The organism is Nocardia sp. NBC_00511 (assembly GCF_045161165.1).
GTDB lineage: Bacteria > Actinomycetota > Actinomycetes > Mycobacteriales > Mycobacteriaceae > Nocardia.
In genome coordinates this window covers 7,317,541-7,334,229 of the sequence record NZ_CP107849.1, presented here as the reverse complement: position 1 = coordinate 7,334,229, position 16,689 = coordinate 7,317,541, and the positions used below count along the sequence as shown (strand labels likewise).

The following is a 16,689-nucleotide window of genomic DNA, read 5'->3' as shown; positions in this document are numbered from 1 at the left end:
CGAAAACGGGTGGTCGCGGTCACGCCGACCGGGCCGCCATCAGGGTCGCCACCATGGCGGCGACGGCGAAGCGGGGCTTGACGTTGGTGTCCAGGGCGTCACGGCAATCGAGCACGGCCTCGATGGAGCGCAGCAGGCCCTCGGGGCGGACGTCGGTGGCCAGCTCCCGGATCTGATCCGCCATATCCGGGTGGGTGAGAGTGACGCCCGAGCGCGAGTCGGCGGTGGCCGCACCGAAACGGACGGCCAGGGCGTCACGGTAGAGGCCCGCGACATCGATCAGCGCCCGGTCCAGGGCATCACGACCGGTACGGGTGGCACGGGACTTCTGGCGCTTCTCCAGATCCTTCAACGCTCCGGCCGAACCACGGGTCGCGGAAGCCGCGCCCTTGCCGGTGCCGCCCGCACCGAGCGCGGTGGCCAGCTCGTCATGTTCCTTCTCGTCACGCGTGGCGCTGACCTGCTTGGCCTCGTCGTCGGCGGACTTCACCAGCTCGTCGGCGGCGGTGTACGCGATCGCCGGGCGCGCGGTCGCCGCCACCAGCGCCAACGCCCGCTTGCGACGCGAACGCGCCTCGTCATCGGTGGCGAGCCGACGCGCACGACCCACATGGCCGCCGCTCACCGACGCCGCCCAGCCCGCGACCTTCGCGTCCAACCCGTCCTGATCGCGCAGCACCCGGGCGATCGAATCGACCGTCGGCGTCGCCAAATGCACATGGCGGCACCGGGATCGGAGCGTCACCGAGATGTCCTCCGGATCCACCGAGGGCGCGCACAGCAGGAACACCGTCCGCGCGGGCGGCTCCTCCACCACCTTCAGCAGCACGTTTCCGGCCGCCTCGGTCAGCCGATCGGCATCCTCGACGACCACCACCTGCCAACGGCCGGTACTGGGACGCCGCGACGCCACCTGCACGATCTCGCGCATCTCCTTGGTGCCGATGCTCAAACCCTCCGGCACCACCCGGCGCACATCCCCGTGCGTCCCGGCCATGGTGGTCGTGCACGCATGGCACCGACCACACCCCGGAGCCTGCTCATCGGTGCACTGCAGTGCCGCCGCGAAACACAGTGCCGCCACCGACCGCCCCGAACCGGGCGGACCGGTGAACAGCCACGAATGCGTCATGGCGGACGAGGACCCCGCCCCACCCCGCGCCGCAACCGCGGCAACGGTCAGGTCGGACTCGACCACACTCTGACCGACCAGCCGATCGAAGACACCCGCCACGCCGACCACCTTAACCGCCACCCCCGACACCCCCGCCGACTCGCCCGGGCGACGAGCCGAGACCCGCCGAACCTCGTCGGTCGGCGCGCCGCCCCGCCCTCAGTTGGCGCGCCGCCCCGCCGTCAGTTGGCGCGCTGATACGTCGAATTCGCCCCGTCCAGCGCCTCGCGAATGATGTCGGCGTGCCCGGCGTGCTGGGCGATCTCCCGCAGAATGTGCAGCAGGATGTACCGCACCGTGAGCCACTGCCGCTCCGGCGACCACGGCGCGGTCGGCGTCGGCACCGAATCGTCCAGATTGTCCAGCTTGCGGATCAGCTCGGCGGTCTGCCCGGCCACCACCTCCCACTCGGCCAGCAGACCCGCCACCGTCTGCTCCGGATCCAGCCGATACTCCGAATCCATCGCGGACACATCGAATTCCGAGTTCGGATCCCGCTCCAGCAGGATCGTGGTCCAGTGCTTCTCCACATTCACCACGTGACTCAGCAGGCCGCCGAGAGTGAGCTCACTGACCGTGGTGCGCTGTCGCGCCGAGTCGTCCTCGATACCGCGCACGGTGATCCGGAACAGCTCGCGCTGGCTGTCCAGGATCTTGATCAGTTCTTCACGCTCGTGATCGACGGTCATCGAATGTCCTTCCGCTGGTGCGTGTTCGAGACCCAAAACTACGGCAGCGCACCGACACGAACCGGTGATACGACAACGGGCCCCCCGCCGCGGCGAGAGGCCCGTGATCAGGGATTCACCCCATCAGGATTTGGCGGCCGCCGTCTTCGCGGCAGCGGTCTTCTTCGCCGCCGCCTTCTTGGTGGTGACGCCGTCGGCCGTCTTGGCCGCCGCCTTCTTCGCGGCCGCCTTCTTGACCACGGTCTTGGCCACGGCCGTCTTCTTCGCCGCGGCCTTCTTCGCCGGAGCCTTCTTGGCGGCCTTCTTCGCGGTCTTCTTCACCGGACCGCGCGCCCGCCGATCCGCCAGCAGCTCCGAGGCCCGCGCGTCGGAGATCGACTCCACCGCATCGTCCTTGCGCAGACTGGCATTGGTCTCGCCGTCGGTGACGTACGGACCGAAGCGGCCGTCCTTGATCACCATCGGCTTCTCCGACACCGGGTCCACACCCAGCTCGCGCAGCGGCGGCGCACTCGCCGACTGCCCGCCGCGCCGCTTGGGCTCGGCATAGATCTTGAGCGCGTCCTCCAGCGACACCGTGAAGATCTGGTCCTCACCGGTCAGCGACCGGGAATCGGTGCCCTTCTTCAGGTACGGCCCGTAACGCCCGTTCTGCGCGGTGATCTCGTCACCCGAGGTCGGATCCACACCCACGACACGCGGCAGCGACAACAACTTCAACGCGTCGTCGAGGGTCACCGACGCCAATTCCATGGACTTGAACAGTGATCCGGTGCGCGGCTTCGGCGCGACCGCCTTCTTCGCGGTCTTCTTCGCCTCCGGATCCTCCACCGGTTCCGGCAGCACCTCGGTCACGTACGGACCGAAACGTCCTTCCTTGGCGACGATTTCGTGCCCGGACTCCGGATCCACACCCAGCGAGCGACCTTCCTGCGGCGTGGAGAACAGCTTCTCCACCACCTCCAGGGTCAGCTCGTCCGGCGGCAGATCGTCGGGCAGATTCGCCCGCTGCGAGATCGAATCACCTTCGGGGTCATCGGGATTGACGATGATGCGCTCCAGGTACGGCCCGAACTTGCCGACCCGGACCACCACATCGCGGCCTTCGGAATCCTCGAACAGCTTGATGGAGTTGACTTCTCGCGCGTCGATGCCGTCGAGGTTGTCCCCGACCATCCGCTTCAGACCACCGGAGCGCGCCACCGAACCCTCGGCCCCGTGCTCACCACCGAAGTAGAAGCTGGACAACCAGTTTCCGCGCTGCTCGCGCCCACCGGCGATGGCGTCGAGGTCGTCCTCCATGGCCGCGGTGAAGTCGAAGTCCACCAGCCGCCCGAAGTGCGCCTCCAGCAGACCCACCACCGCGAACGCCACCCAGGACGGCACCAGCGCGCTACCGCGCTTGTACACGTACCCGCGATCGAGAATGGTCTTGATGATCGACGCGTAGGTCGAAGGCCGCCCGATACCGAGCTCTTCGAGGGTCTTGATCAGCGACGCTTCGGTGAAGCGCGCCGGCGGATTGGTGGTGTGCCCGTCCGGCGTCAACTCGACCGCCGTCACCGCCTGGCCCTCGGCCAGCACCGGCAGCCGCGATTCGGCGTCGTCGGACTGCCCGCCCGCCTCCTCGTCGAGACCCTCCACGTACGCCTTCAGGAAGCCCGCGAAGGTGATGGTGCGGCCGGAGGTCGAGAACACGCACTCCTCACCGGAATTCGCGTTTCCGGTGACCCGCACCGTCATGGTGGTGCCGCGCGCGTCGGCCATCTGCGAGGCGACGGTGCGCTGCCAGATCAGCTCGTAGAGCCGGAACTCGTCGTTGTCGACCCGCGAATGCACCTGTCCCGGCGTCATGAAGGTGTCACCGGACGGGCGGATGGCCTCGTGTGCCTCCTGCGCGTTCTTGACCTTGCGGGTGTACTGCCGCGGCGTCGGGCTCACGTACTCCGCGCCGTAGAGCTGCGTCGCCTGCGCCCGCGCCGCCTGAATCGCGGTGTCCGACAAGGTCGTCGAGTCGGTACGCATATAGGTGATGTAGCCGTTTTCGTACAGCCGCTGCGCCACCCGCATGGTGCGCTCGGAGGTGAAGCGCAGCTTGCGCGCCGCCTCCTGCTGCAACGTCGAGGTCATGAACGGCGCGTAGGGCTTACGGGTGTAGGGCTTCGACTCGACCGAGGAAACCTGGAAGTCCACCCCGTTGAGCGACTCCGAGAGCCGATGCGCGTAGGCCGAATCCAGCACGGTCACACCGGTGGTCTTCAGCTGGCCGTCGGCCCCGAAGTCACGGCCGGTCGCCACTCTCGCCCCGTCGACCTGCACCAGCCGCGCGCCGAAGATGCTCGGATTACCCGATTCCTGCCCGCCCGCGTCCAGCTTGGCCGCGATGTCCCAGTACTCGGCGGACCGGAACGCCATGCGCTCCCGCTCCCGCTGCACGATCACGCGAGTCGCCACCGACTGCACGCGGCCCGCCGACAAGCGCGGCATGACCTTCTTCCACAGCACCGGCGACACTTCGTAGCCGTAGAGCCGGTCCAGGATGCGCCGCGTCTCCTGCGCGTCGACCAGATCCTTGTCCAGCTCCCGGGTGTCCGCGGCAGCGGCCTGAATGGCCGACTCGGTGATCTCGTGGAACACCATGCGCCGGACCGGCACCTTGGGCTTGAGCGTCTCCAGCAGATGCCACGCGATGGCCTCGCCCTCGCGGTCGGGGTCGGTGGCGAGGTAGAGCTCGTCGGCGTCGGCGAGCAGGCTCTTGAGCTCGCTCACCTTCTGCTTCTTATCGGGGCTCACCACATAGATGGCCTCGAAGTCGTGATCGACGTCCACGCCGAGGCGGGCCCACTGCTGGCCCTTGTATTTGGCGGGCACATCCGCCGCACCGCGCGGCAGGTCCCGAATATGACCCACCGAGGCCTCGACCACGTAGCCGCGGCCCAGGTAGGGGGCGATTTTCTTGGCCTTCGTCGGCGACTCGACGATCACGAGACGACGCAGGGGGCGGCCCTGGTCGGGCGCTGCCTTGGAGTTCGGCGCTGCACCGCGGTCACGTGTTGCCACCGGCGAACACACCTTTCGTCTCGATCCGCGTAGCGCTGGGCTTTCGCGCTATACGCGGCTGGGGCGGCGGCTGCGATGAGTGATATCGCTGCCAGCAACGTTTATACCGTGTTCAATGGCCGCGACTCGTGCGCGGCGACGATGTAGCCCCTGATCGTGATCGAGTGTAATGGGTACAGATATGGGTCGTCCCCCACCGCCTGGGGGCGATGGGGGACGGATACCTTCGGGTAGGGCTCGCTCAGAGCGCCCGAACACCGGTGGCCTGCGGGCCCTTGGTGCCCTGGCCAACCTCGAACTCGACCTTCTGGTTCTCCTCGAGGGTGCGGAAGCCCGAACCCTGGATCTCCGAGTAGTGGACGAAGACGTCAGCGGAGCCGTCCTCGGGCGCGATGAAGCCGAACCCCTTCTCCGCGTTGAACCACTTCACAGTTCCCTGTGCCATTCTGTTCCTTCTCTTTCCATACCGGAACGGCGGACAAGTAGGTTCATCCACCGGGTCCGTTCCGACCGCTGTACTCTGTTCCCCCTGCAGGAAAGCACCCAGTACACCGTTCGCAACATCGATCCTGCTGATGGTTTGGACTTTGGATCCGTCCCTCGAACACAGAAGCTTGCGACCAGGAACCAGTGAACCATGTCTTCGAGCAATTCAACAGCGGAGTTACCCACAATTTGCAAAAAAGTTGATCTTGCGAATGCGCAGGTGAGGGGCATAATGCCCAAATCCGTACTTGAAGTTGGTTTGCTTCCGGATAACAGAGCGAGCATCTGGCAAACAGGGTGCGAGCCAGGCCGCTACTCTGCAGTGAAATGGCAGGTGAAGCTGCGGGCGTACACACCGTTCGCACCCGTTCGGCGTGTCGCGGTGACGGTTCGATGAATGCCCGCGACCCGGAGTTGCGTCCTGGAGACAACAGCCCGGTCAGCTACGGGAGATCGTTGCTGAATCGTGTCCTAACCGGCGTGGATCCCAGAGACCCCCGACTCACCCACGTAACGGAGTTGCCGCCGCGCATCGCGCAGGTCGCGAAATGGCCCGAATGGGCCTCCCCCGATGTCATCGCCGCAGTTCAGGCCGTCGGAGTCGGCGCACCCTGGCAGCACCAGAGCGAAGCCGCCGAACACGCCGCGGCCGGACGGCACGTGGTGGTGTCGACCGGGACCGCCTCCGGGAAATCACTGGCGTATCAACTGCCGGTATTGACCACGCTGCAACACGATCCGCGGGCCACCGCCCTTTATCTCTCACCCACCAAAGCGCTGGGAGCCGACCAGCTCCGCATGATCAACGAGCTGACCAGCGAAGATCCCCTGCGCGCCATCCATCCCGCCCCCTACGACGGGGATACCCCCGCGGAAATCCGGCAGTGGGTGCGCGCGCATGCCCGCTGGGTGTTCACCAACCCGGACATGCTGCACGTCGGGATGCTGCGCTCGCATCAGCGCTGGGGGCGGCTGCTGCGGCACCTGAAGTACATCGTGGTCGACGAATGCCACACCTACCGTGGGGTTTTCGGGTCACACGTGGCGCTGGTGCTGCGGCGACTACGCCGACTCGCGCAGCGGTACGGGGCGGATCCGGTGTTCGTGCTGTGCTCGGCCACCACCGCGGACCCGGCGGCCACCGCCGAGAAGCTCATCGGCGCACCGTGTGTCGCGGTCACCTCGGACGGGTCGCCACAGGGGTCGCGGACCGTGGCGCTCTGGGAGCCGCCACTGCTCGGAGCGGGCGTGACCGGGGAAAACGGTGCGGCCGTTCGCCGTTCGGCCGGGGCCGAGGCGGCCCGGGTGATGGCCGATCTGGTGACCGAGGGGGCGCGCACGCTGACCTTCGTGCGCTCGCGGGTGGGCGCGGAGGCCGTCGCCATGGACACCCGCCGGCTGCTGGCCGATGTGGATGCCGGGCTGCCCGGGCGTGTCGCGGCGTATCGAGCCGGGTATCTCGCCGAGGACCGGCGGGCGCTGGAAAGCGCGCTGTCGGAGGGATCGCTGCTGGGTGCGGCCACCACGAACGCCCTCGAGCTGGGTGTGGACATCGCCGGACTGGATGCCGTGGTGGTCGCCGGATACCCGGGGACGGTCGCCTCGTTCTGGCAGCAGGCCGGGCGCGCCGGACGCCGGACCCAGGGCTCGCTGGTGCTGCTCATCGCCCGCGACGATCCCCTGGACACCTACCTCGTCCATCACCCGGAAGCGCTGCTCGGGCGGCCGCTGGAAGCCACCATCACCGACCCGCACAATCCCTACGTGCTCGGGCCGCACCTGCTCTGCGCCGCCTTGGAACAGCCACTCACCGATGCCGAAGTGCATGGCTTCCAGGCCTGGGAACTGCTCTCCGACCTGGCCGAACAGGGTTTGATCAGGCGCCGGGACGGCGTCGCGCGAGACGGGTCCGCGCGGTGGTTCGTGACCGCCGACGCGCATCCGCACGACGCGGTCGACGTGCGCGGCGGCATCGGTTCCGCGATCGCGGTGGTGGACGGCGAGTCCGGGCGCATGCTCGGCACCACCGACGCGGGACGGGCGCCCGCCACCCTGCATCCCGGTGCGGTGCACCTGCACCAGGGCGAGAGCTATGTGGTCGACGAGCTGGACCTGGACGAAGGCGTCGCGTTGGTGCACGCCGACACGCCGGGCTGGAGCACCAGCGCCCGCGCGCTGACCTCGCTCGACATCGAAGAAGTGACCGAGGAGCGCCGATTCGGTGCGCTCACCACGGCTTTCGCTCGGGTACTGGTGACCAGGCAGGTGGTGGGCTATCTGCGCAGGCTGCCCAGCGGCGAGGTGCTGGACCTGATTCCGCTGGACCTGCCGCCGCAGACGCTGCCGACCCGGGCCGTGTTCTATACCGTCACGCCCGCCCTGCTGGCCCGTGCCGGGATCGATCCGCGGCAGGTCGCGGGGGCGCTGCACGCCGCCGAACACGCCGCCATCGGCATGCTGCCACTGGTCGCGACCTGCGATCGGTGGGATATCGGCGGTGTCTCGACGGCGGAACACCCCGATACCGGGCTGCCCACCGTTTTCGTCTACGACGGGCATCCGGGCGGGGCGGGCTTCGCCGAACGCGGGTTCACCCGGCTACGGCAGTGGCTGACGGCCACCCTCGCGGCCATCGAGTCCTGCGTGTGCGCGAACGGATGCCCCTCCTGCGTGCAGTCCCCGAAGTGCGGAAACGGCAACAATCCGCTGGACAAGGCCGGTGCGGCCCGCCTGCTCGGCGCGGTGCTGGACGAGCTCGGCGAAGATGACGGTGGCACTCCCGAACCGTGACGGCGACGTCGCCGGAGCGAGATCGCAGCTCCATCCGACCGATCGGTCGGGGCAGATCAGCTGGACGGTATCGGGCGTGTCCCGGAAGATCGAGGTTGCCATGGACACGCCGGGCCGAGAGTTGAATAAAAAGGGATGTGATCCTGTTAACTGGAGGGTTGCTCCGTTCGATAATGTCGGGCCCACATTTACCTGTGCATTCTTTCCGAGCAGTCTTCGAGCACGAATTGAAAAGGGATAGAGATCCAATCAATTCGCCTATCTCATTCATCGAATATTGACATTGATCGGGCATCGATGTGGCCCGCGCCTCGCATTTCTAACCAACCGCTCGGTACGAGCTATTGCTCGCTACTTCTCCTCTCCGACCGGTCCCGCCCTAGCCGTCGCACGCGCCTCGCGGACACCGAGTGGACCCACCGATATCCGCGCGCGAACCGTGACCGTTACGTCCCACCCCCGCACCACACATCCCGCCACCCGGACCTCCATCCGGGCCGCGATATCTCCCGCGCGCCGACAACCCGCGACCTCGCCTTCGTCCAGTGCGCCCGCCGCGGCCAGCGCGGCCAGATCCGCGGCGGACTGCACCCGATGCCGTGCGGCCACGACCACCCCGACCTGCGCGACCAGCACCGTCATCGCGAGTAGCGCCAGCAGTGCGAGACAGGCGGTGACGGTCACCCCGCCCGCCTCCCGATCGCGGTCGGTCACCTCGCCGCACCGGGCTCACGAGCCGCGACGGCAGCGGCGTGCAAAGTGAGCGGAAACACCGGAGTCCGGGCGGTGACGACCGCGGTCACCAGTGCGTCCTCGGTCCGGATGGTGATCAGCGCGCCCGCCGGCGCGACCTGCCGAGCCACCGAATCCGCGGCGGCGGAGTCACCGCGGGCCGCGAGCCGAGCGGCTTCCCGGGCGGCGTCGACGCAACGCACCTGCGCCGACACCGCGAGCAGGGCTCCCACGCAGAGCACCAGCACCGAGACCAGGGTGGCCAGCGCAATGGCCGCCTCGACCGTCGCCATCCCAGCGTCCCCATCGAGAGGTGGTGTGGCATACGTCACTTGACGGGAGTTTTCAGAGCTTTGTCGATGATTCTCGTCAGGGCGTTCACGATGCTGTCGCCGGTGACCACCGTGTAGAGCACCGCACCGAAGGCTGCTGCCGCAATTGTCCCAATTGCGTATTCTGCCGTACTCATGCCGTCTTCGGCGGTTGCCGCCTGCAGCAGACGGGTTCGCAGGACCCAGGCCAGGTTTCGCACGTTCGACGTCACGGTCGTTCCTCTCCTCGCTCCGATGCGGCGTGTCCGCACCGGCACACCCGGCGGCGGTCACGGCACGCCGCCCTTCAGCACCTGACCCGCCAAGCCGATCACCACCGGCACGATCCCCAGGCACAGGAAGGCGGGCAGGAAGCACAGCCCGAGCGGACCGCCGATGAGCACCCCGGCGCGTTCGGCCCGGGCGGCGGCCGCGTCCTCGAGTTCGGCGCGGCGGCGCTGCGCCACTTCGGCCACGGCCGTGGCCAATCCGGTGCCCGAGCGCGCCGACCTCCGGGCCAGGCGTGCCAGGGCGGCCAGCGACTCGTCGTCGCACCCGGCGGCGGCCTGCTCCCACGCCGTCACCGGATCCGCGCCCAGCGCCAGCAGATCCGCCGCCCGCCGCAGCGCCGAGGCCACCGGTTCCGGGGCGCAGGGGGCCACCGCACCCGCCGCGGTGGCGAGCGGCAGCCCACCGCACAGACAGGCGGCGAGCAGATCCAGTGCCGCGGCGACACCCAGCGGATCGCCGTCGGCCCGGGAATCCCGCTGCGGCCGTGCGCGTCTCGACGCGGTGTCGTGCAGCGCACGCCAGCGCCGTACCGCACCCACTCGCCCGGGCAGCAGCACCAAGCCCAGCGCACCCACCACGGCCGCCGTAGCGAGTGTCATCGCAACACCCTCGCCGTGATGGCATCGGCCCACAGCAGTCCCGCACAGGTCAGCCCGGAGCCCAAGGGCAGCAGCACGATTCCCAGCGGAGAGTCGACGAGCACGCGCAGCGGTGCCGCACCCATCAACTGCCCCAACCCGATCCCGAGCAGTGGCAGCAGCGCCAGCACCGTGGCGGTGGCCCGGGCTCCCGCCAGCGCCGCCCGCGTCCGATCCTGAAACCGCTTGCGCCCCAGCAGATCGAGCCGCGCTGCCGACAGCAACTCCGCCAACCCGAGCCCCTGCGATTCGGCCACCCGCCAAGCACCGGCTATCCGCGACAGCTCTTGCGCCACAGGGGTTTCCGATTTCTCCAGGCCCTCCGCCCCCGACCCGCCGAGTCGACTGCGTGCCGCACTCACCGCGAACGCGCGCGCTACCTCACCGTGGATCTCGCGTGCCGCCACCTCGGCCGCCGCACTCGGATGCGCCCCAACCCGCAACTCCCCGATCACCACCTCCAACCCCTCGAGCAGCTGCACCGATTCGACTACCCGGTGCCGATCGCGCACCCGGCCCCGCCGCCGCACCGCGGCAGTGGCCGCCACCAACGCCCCAGCCACCGACACCCCGGGCCCGGCCAGTAGCAGCGAGATCACACCGAGAACAGCAGCGCCGCGAATCACGATCCTTACCAATGACTTTCGCTCACTCTTCCCCGAGCGGGCGAAAACCCCGATGAACCGTCGCCGCGCAACCGGCACCGGCAAGATCAGCAGCGCGATCGCAACACACCCCATCGCCAGAGCGAGGCCCTGGGCGCGGAGCACATCAACACCACCCATCACCGAGTCCCCCCTCATCTCCCTCTCCCCCAGCCGAACCCGCGCTTCCCGCATCGCGGTCGACCACTTCTCCCCGATCGATCGTCACCGGCTCCCACACCGGCCGATGACACCGTCCCCACCCCGTGCGCGGACCGGACAGCTCCTTCCGCCACCTGCCCTGCGATCGCCGCCACTGCGGTCCCCCTGCATCGCAGAGATTCTCAGGCACCGCCACAGCGGGATTCGGCCGCGAGCCCAGCTCGTCGTCCCGCCGATGACGACCCACCCGCTCCGGCTCGGACGACTCCGAATGGCACGGTGCGGCAAAGCCTTCCAACTGTGACGAAGCATGTCGCCCCGCCCTGTCACTCGGCGGCGGACACCATCCGCAGGCCGACGGGAGACACCCCGCGCACCGATCTTCCACAGCGACCGACTCCGACCGAGCTCCGCGCGACGACACCACCGCCGGGCTGCTCACGAACAGTGGCAGGCACGCGGCTCCAACTGCGGGCGATACCGACTGCTCGGATCCGGTGCGCAGCCCCCTGGATTCCTTGGACCCAACACAATCCGCGCATTGCGCAGACCCTGCCCGTCCAGCGCAGTCGGCCGATCCCGCGCAGTCCGCGGACCGAGTGCAGCCGCTGAACCCGATCGGCAAGCCGACCCCGGCGCACCGAACGGACAATGCCGGTCCCGAGGATTCGACAGTCGGTCCAGGCCCCGCGAGCAGTACCACCCCGTCGATCCTGGCGGCTCGGCCAAGCGGCGCCGAACCGGCCGGTTCGGCAGACGGTCCCGACGCGTCGGACACTTCGCCCCCGGTAGCCCGCCGGGGCTCTCCGGAATCAGCGCGGCGCGAGGTGAACTCGACCGAGTCCGAATCGAATTCTGTTGCAGGGATGGGCTTTCGACTATCCTCCCGGGCTTCGCGGCACGAGGCGGGTTGGTTGTCGGGGCTGATCATTGAGCGGTCCTTTCTTCGAGGAGGCGGGTGAGGGTGTCGGCGGCCGGGGTGGGGCGGTTGTCGGCCGCCCAGGCCGGAGTGATGTGGACGTGGCCGTCGACCGCGGTGAGCACGCCGATTTCGCGGAGGGTGCGGCGGCCGTCGGGGTGGCGGTGGACGTGCAGAACCACCTGGATGGCGGCGGCCAGTTGACTGTGCAGCGCAGTGCGGGTCATGCCGCCGAGGGCAGCAAGGGCTTCGAGGCGGGCGGGGACCTCCTGCGGGGAGTTGGCGTGGACTGTTCCCGCGCCACCGTCGTGCCCGGTGTTGAGGGCGGTCAGCAGGTCGACGACCTCCGGGCCGCGAACCTCGCCGACGATGATGCGGTCGGGGCGCATGCGCAGGGCTTGGCGGACCAGGTCGCGGACCGTGATCCGGCCCGCGCCTTCGACATTCGCGGGGCGGGCGACGAGGCGGACCACGTGCGGGTGGGGTGGCGCGAGTTCGGCGGCGTCCTCGACGCAGATGATGCGCTCGGCGGGGTCGACCTTGGCCAGCAGGCTCGACAGCAAGGTTGTTTTTCCCGCGCCGGTGCCTCCCACCACCAGAAAGGCCAGCCGGGCTCGAACGATGTGCTCCAGCAGGGACTTCGCGGCAGGTGGGATCGCGCCCGCGGTGGCGAGCGCGTCCAGGGTCTGGGTGGCGGGGCGCAGGACGCGCAGGGACAGGCAGGTGCCGTCGTGCGCGATGGGCGACAGCACCGCGTGCAGGCGCACGCCGAACGAATCACCCAGGGTCGCTTCGGTTCCGGTCAGGCGGCCGTCGACCCACGGTTGCGCGTCGTCGAGTCGGCGGCCGGCCGCCAGCGCGAGACGCTGGGCCAGACGGCGCACGGCGGCCTCGTCAGCGAACCGCACCGAGGTCCGCCGCAGCCCGTGGCCGCGATCCACCCACACCGCGTCCGGCGCGGTGACCAGGACGTCGGCCACCTCCGGGTCGTGCAGTAGCGGTTCCAGCACGCCCGCCCCCGTCATCTCGGTCTGCAGCAGGCGCAGGGCCCGCAGCAGGTCCGTATCCCCCAGCACCCCACCGGCTTCCGTCCGAATGGCCGCCGCCACCTGCGCCGGATCCGGATCGGCGCTGCCCTCGGCGAGGCGTTCCCGGACCCGGTCCAGCAGCTCCGCCGTCACCAGCCCGCTCATCCGAGCACTCCCGCCCGGTCCCCGGCCATCGGGTGCGGCGGCAGCGGCGGGTGGGCGTGACCGGCGCGGGCGGCGCGCCACCAGGACGGACCGGGCCGGGCCGGAATGCGATGGGCCGGAGCCAAGTCGGTGAACAGTGCGGTGAGGGCGGTCTCGGCGGCGATCCGCAGCGGGCTGCGGCGGCGGACGGTGAGACCGCCGCGCTCGAGCCGTTCGGTGAGGCCGGGCTGGGACGGCACGGCGGCCAGCAGCGGCACGGCCAGCGTCTCGGCGATCTCGGTGGCCGACAGCCCACCCGGCGCGGGACCCCGAACGACAAGGCGCACATTGGGATTTCGCGCGCCGAGGTACGCGACCGCGGATTCGGCGGCGGCGATCGACCGCAGCCGCGCCTGCGCCACCAGCACCACCAGGTCGGCGGATTCCAGGGCTTGATCGGTGCGGGCATCGTGGTCGCTCGAGAGGTCGGCGACCACCAGATCCCCGGCCGCGCGCCCCGCCTCCACGACCGCGCGCACGGCCGCCGCAGTGAGTTCCGTTGTCGGGGCGCCCCTTCCACATGACAGGACGGCCGCGCCGCCGGTGGCGGGCAGCGCCGCGTGCAGGGCCGCGGCCGCCACCCGGCCGTCCTCGATGGCCAGATCGGGCCAGCGCAGCCCCGGTGTCTTCTCCAGGCCGAGGACCAGGTCGAGCCCGCCGCCGAAGGGCGCGCAGTCCACCAGCAGGGTGCGATCCCGGAAACGTCCTGCGGCAGTGAGGGCTACGGCAGCGGCCAGGGTGGACGCGCCGGCACCGGCCCCCGCGCCCGCGACGGCCAGCACCGCGCCGTCACCCGGGCGGCGGCCGTCGTGCGCGGCGAAGGCGGCGATCAGCGCGTCCGCGGCGGCGGGGAGGGCGAGTACCTGCTCGGCGCCCGCCGCGGTGGCCGCCTGCCAGTCGAGCAAACCCGGCTCGCCCTCGGTTACCAGGAGGATTCCCGGGCGGCGGGGGTGTCCGGCGGCCACACAGCTACGCGCGGCGGCGAGGTCCAGTACGACGACCGAGGCGGCGGCCCACGCATGCCGGCCCACCGGTGGGACGCGTTCGTCCAGCGGGCGGTCGGCCGCGGCGGCGATTCGCCGGATCTCTTCGCGCAGGCGGGGATCGGCGACCAGTGACAGGGCCGGTGATCCGGCGGCGTCGGAGTTCATGCAGGTCAGCGTCGCCCGATCCGGGGCACGAAAAAAGAGGCCCGTCGGCGAGTGTGGATAACTCGCGACCTGTGGATAACTCGGGAGAAGCGCAGGGCCGCACGGCGGTCCGTAAATAGAGGACGACCCCAGCCGGGGGGGGAGGAGGCTGGGGTCGTCGGGGTTCAGCCCCGGGGGGTCGGGCTGAACGCGCCTGGACTATGTCCAGGTACCTGCGATACTACACCCAAGCCCCGCCCGGATTGCAAGTCCGTCCGGCGAGTCTTTTTCACGTCCCAGCGGCCCGGCTTCCGACTGGCTAACCCGATTCCGACGGCCCCGATCCAGGCCGCGGCACCCCCGCAATCGCGACCCGGATCGGGCGCGCTGCCCGCACCGAGCCGGCGAACCATATCCTGGACCTCGTGAGCGCCCAACGCGGACGAGTCGCCGCCTTCTTCGATCTCGACAAGACGGTGATCGCCAGGTCGAGTGCCTTCGTGTTCAGCAAGCCGTTCCTGGACCAGGGGCTGCTGAGCCGCCGGGCGGTCCTGGAGAGCAGCTACGCGCATTTCCTGTTCCTGCTCTCGGGCGCGGACCACGATCAGATGGAACGCATGCGCGAACATCTGACCAAGATGTGCGCGGGCTGGGATGTGGACCAGGTGCGCTCGATCGTCGCCGAGACCCTGCACGACATCGTGGATCCGCTGATCTACGCGGAGGCCGCGGATCTCATTGCCGACCACCGGATTCGAGGCCACGACGTGGTCATCGTGTCGGCGTCCGGCGAGGAGGTGGTGGCCCCGATCGCGGCGGCGCTGGGCGCGGATCACTTCGCCGCCACCCGGATGGTCATCGAGAACGGCCGCTACGCAGGCGAAGTCGAGTTCTACTGCTACGGCAAGGGCAAGGTCGAGGCGATCGAAAAGCTTGCGGCGCAATACGATTACGACCTATCACGCTGCTACGCCTACTCCGATTCCAATACCGATCTGCCGATGCTGACCGTGGTCGGTCACCCGACGGCGGTGAATCCGGATCGCGGCCTGCGCCGGGAGGCGACCGGGCGTGGCTGGCCGATCCTGACCTTCTCCAATCCGGTGTCGCTGTGGGCGCGGCTGCCCGCCCCCAACACCACCACGGTGGCCGCCACGGTGGCGGTCGGCCTGGGTGCGGTGGCGGCGGGTGCGCTCAGCTATCGGCTGCTGCGCCGGCGGCGCTGAGCACCCGGCATCCCGAAACGCCCGAATGCGTAATTTGCCGGACACGCCGAGATTCGGAAAGGTTCTCCCAGCTCTTGATGTGACGGCCATCACTGGGTAACAATGGATGCACGGAAGGCCGGAAGGCCAAGATCGGATCGGAAGAGAAGATCCGACCTCCCGTCCCAACCTTCCCAGCACGGATACCAGGCACCCACGCGGAGCACGCCGCGACATGGCACGAGTAGTTGTGGGCCTGCGTTATTCGGGATTTCGACGGCGAGGGCCTCGCATCGCGGGGATGAACCATCGAAGCCCGGAGAGCTCGCCGAGGCCGGAACACAACCCGACCAGCACGCTTGGTAACCCGGCAGTCCGTGCTAGCGGGCGGTGAGATCGCGAGAGCGATTACGCCGCCCGCTTCGATGTGTACGGACCCCTATCCGCCCGCCGCGTCCGCGATCGAACGGGCTTCGCGCGCACCGTCTTCCAGGGCGCCGCAGGTGAAGATGACCCAGCCGCCCACGCCGTCCGCGGTGCCCATGCCGAATTCGGCGGCCGCGTCGAGGTAGGCCTGGCGGCGGCGCAGCCAGAAGACCTCGGGGACGCCGAGGCTGTGCGGGTCGAGCCCACTGGACACGGCGACGAGCCGGGAGGCGGCGCGCGCGACGATGCCGTCGGCGGTGCCGAAGGGGCGCAGCGACAGCAGTTCACCGTGCACGATCGCGGCGATCACCGGCGCGGGGGCCTTGGTGGCGTGGACGGTTTGCACCAGCAGGTCGAGGCGTTCGGCGACGCCGGGGACGGCGCGCGGGCGGCCGAGCTGCTGTTCGTCCTCGACCAGGTCGGCGGCGGCGAGCAGGTGCAGGCGGGCCAGGGCCTGGAGTGGGGCGCGCTGCCAGACGCCGACCAGGTTGGTGAGGGCTTCGCCGTCGAGGGCCTGGCCGACGCGCAGCGCACCGGCGAGGATCGGGTCCTCGACGCGGCCGTCGGCGGGCAGGTCGATGGTGCCGCCCTCGATGGCGGCGGAGGACCGGGCGGCACGGACGGCGGCCTCGGCGGCGGTGGTCGGCCAGCCGCGGCGGTTGGCCCGGTGGCGATGCACCTCGGCGAGCGCGTCACGGGCCTTGTCGGCGGCGTCGCGCACGCCGGGTAGGTCGGCGAGAGGCTGCAGCGGGTCGGTCACGATCACCGAGGCTACTGGTCGGTCACCGGTAGGCCTGTCA

General features: G+C 69.6%; 14 protein-coding genes. 2 read left to right on the top strand and 12 right to left on the bottom strand.

The window, feature by feature from the left end:
- Window positions 1-19: 19 nt before the first annotated feature.
- From OG300_RS34050 to OG300_RS34035, 4 genes are all read right to left on the bottom strand, one after another.
- On the bottom strand, window positions 20-1,234 hold the full coding sequence (locus tag OG300_RS34050) for a DNA polymerase III subunit delta' (protein WP_405498789.1): 1,215 nt from the start codon (window positions 1,232-1,234) through the stop codon (window positions 20-22).
- 122 nt (window positions 1,235-1,356) lie between these two features.
- A complete protein-coding gene (locus tag OG300_RS34045) occupies window positions 1,357-1,863 on the bottom strand; it encodes a DinB family protein (RefSeq protein WP_405488149.1) in 507 nt (168 codons plus the stop codon).
- A gap of 123 nt (window positions 1,864-1,986) precedes the next feature.
- Window positions 1,987-4,923, bottom strand: a complete 2,937-nt coding sequence (topA, locus tag OG300_RS34040; protein ID WP_405488147.1) for a type I DNA topoisomerase — start codon at window positions 4,921-4,923, stop codon at window positions 1,987-1,989.
- Between the two features lie 241 nt (window positions 4,924-5,164).
- Window positions 5,165-5,368, bottom strand: a complete 204-nt coding sequence (locus OG300_RS34035) for a cold-shock protein (protein WP_029925108.1) — start codon at window positions 5,366-5,368, stop codon at window positions 5,165-5,167.
- Between the two features lie 434 nt (window positions 5,369-5,802).
- Here OG300_RS34035 and OG300_RS34030 point away from each other — a divergent pair, with 434 nt between their 5' ends.
- Window positions 5,803-8,199 (top strand): DEAD/DEAH box helicase, encoded by a 2,397-nt coding sequence (locus OG300_RS34030; protein WP_405498788.1) that lies wholly within the window; start codon window positions 5,803-5,805, stop codon window positions 8,197-8,199.
- Window positions 8,200-8,550: 351 nt separating this feature from the next.
- Here the strand turns inward: OG300_RS34030 and OG300_RS34025 are convergent, their stop codons facing one another.
- From OG300_RS34025 to ssd, 7 genes are all read right to left on the bottom strand, one after another.
- On the bottom strand, window positions 8,551-8,913 hold the full coding sequence (locus tag OG300_RS34025) for an Rv3654c family TadE-like protein (RefSeq protein ID WP_405488145.1): 363 nt from the start codon (window positions 8,911-8,913) through the stop codon (window positions 8,551-8,553).
- A complete protein-coding gene (locus OG300_RS34020) occupies window positions 8,910-9,224 on the bottom strand; it encodes a TadE family type IV pilus minor pilin (RefSeq protein ID WP_405488143.1) in 315 nt (104 codons plus the stop codon). Before OG300_RS34020 ends, OG300_RS34025 begins: the two co-directional genes overlap by 4 nt.
- A gap of 35 nt (window positions 9,225-9,259) precedes the next feature.
- Window positions 9,260-9,475: a DUF4244 domain-containing protein gene (locus OG300_RS34015; RefSeq protein ID WP_405488141.1), complete on the bottom strand. Its 216-nt coding sequence runs from the start codon at window positions 9,473-9,475 to the stop codon at window positions 9,260-9,262.
- A gap of 57 nt (window positions 9,476-9,532) precedes the next feature.
- A complete protein-coding gene (locus tag OG300_RS34010) occupies window positions 9,533-10,132 on the bottom strand; it encodes a type II secretion system F family protein (protein ID WP_405488139.1) in 600 nt (199 codons plus the stop codon).
- Window positions 10,129-10,974 (bottom strand): type II secretion system F family protein, encoded by an 846-nt coding sequence (locus tag OG300_RS34005; protein WP_405488137.1) that lies wholly within the window; start codon window positions 10,972-10,974, stop codon window positions 10,129-10,131. Before OG300_RS34005 ends, OG300_RS34010 begins: the two co-directional genes overlap by 4 nt.
- Window positions 10,975-11,904: 930 nt before the next feature.
- Window positions 11,905-13,089 (bottom strand): TadA family conjugal transfer-associated ATPase, encoded by a 1,185-nt coding sequence (locus tag OG300_RS34000; protein ID WP_405488135.1) that lies wholly within the window; start codon window positions 13,087-13,089, stop codon window positions 11,905-11,907.
- Complete coding sequence (gene ssd, locus OG300_RS33995) at window positions 13,086-14,279, bottom strand: septum site-determining protein Ssd (RefSeq protein WP_405488133.1); 1,194 nt, start codon at window positions 14,277-14,279, stop codon at window positions 13,086-13,088. The genes OG300_RS34000 and ssd overlap by 4 nt, the downstream gene beginning before the upstream one ends.
- Before the next feature lie 395 nt (window positions 14,280-14,674).
- On the opposite strand from ssd, the gene OG300_RS33990 reads away from it, so the two are divergent.
- Complete coding sequence (locus OG300_RS33990; RefSeq protein ID WP_405498787.1) at window positions 14,675-15,484, top strand: HAD family hydrolase; 810 nt, start codon at window positions 14,675-14,677, stop codon at window positions 15,482-15,484.
- Window positions 15,485-15,902: 418 nt separating this feature from the next.
- Here OG300_RS33990 and OG300_RS33985 read toward each other — a convergent pair whose 3' ends face one another.
- Complete coding sequence (locus tag OG300_RS33985; RefSeq protein ID WP_405488131.1) at window positions 15,903-16,649, bottom strand: oxidoreductase; 747 nt, start codon at window positions 16,647-16,649, stop codon at window positions 15,903-15,905.
- Window positions 16,650-16,689 lie beyond the last annotated feature (40 nt).